1 protein-coding gene is annotated in these 767 nt (G+C 44.2%); it reads right to left on the bottom strand.

Going from position 1 to position 767, the window contains the following annotated elements:
• Nucleotides 1-142: 142 nt before the first annotated feature.
• Complete coding sequence (gene tnpA / locus FC99_RS00290) at nt 143-607, bottom strand: IS200/IS605 family transposase (RefSeq protein WP_048732517.1); 465 nt, start codon at nt 605-607, stop codon at nt 143-145.
• Nucleotides 608-767 lie beyond the last annotated feature (160 nt).

Raw genomic sequence — 767 nt, 5'->3', positions numbered from 1 at the left:
AATAAAAACCACCCGTTGAACGGGTGGTTTTCTCGAGGGCTATAAGCCCTGGGTACCGGCCGGCGTCTCAAGGCGCTGGCTTCTGTGTGTCAAAGCCAAATTGCGTTTGCCACTTTTGCTGCCGCTCTAAGCGGCGTTTGTATTACCTACCTTGACCCTTAAAAGGGTCCTCATACTCCCGAACGCTGAGTCTATCCACTGCCTGATCACTTTTTTCTTGATCACGAATATATTTTTTGATGGTGGCTTCGTTCAAACCCACCGTGCTCACATAGTATCCGACTGACCAGAAATGTCGATTTCCAAATTTATATTTCAAATTTGCATGCTGGTCAAACATCATCAACGCACTTTTCCCCTTTAAATATCCCATAAAGCTCGACACACTAAGCTTGGGCGGGATACTTACCAGGAGATGGACATGATCTGGCATCATATGACCTTCCAGAATCTTGACCCCTTTATACTGGCACAAAAGCCGGATATCCTCCTGTAAGTCACGTCGATATTGATTATAAATCATCTTTCTCCTATACTTTGGAGTGAATACGATATGGTACTTGCATAACCATTTTGTGTGCGCAAGACTATTGAGTTTATTCGCCATTTAAAAAGTCCCCTTTCGATTTAGCAATGTTGGCTTCGACACCTACATTCTAATTCTTATGGAGGGCTTTTTGGTATAACTATTTTGCTATCCGCCCGCATAGCGGGTGGTTTTTTGTTTCGCACGCTTTAGCGTGCTCAACTGGGCCTAAAGGCACTAA

Origin of the sequence: Levilactobacillus koreensis JCM 16448 (assembly GCF_001435525.1) — a bacterium.
GTDB lineage: Bacteria > Bacillota > Bacilli > Lactobacillales > Lactobacillaceae > Levilactobacillus > Levilactobacillus koreensis.
This window is presented reverse-complemented; position numbering and strand designations above follow the sequence as displayed.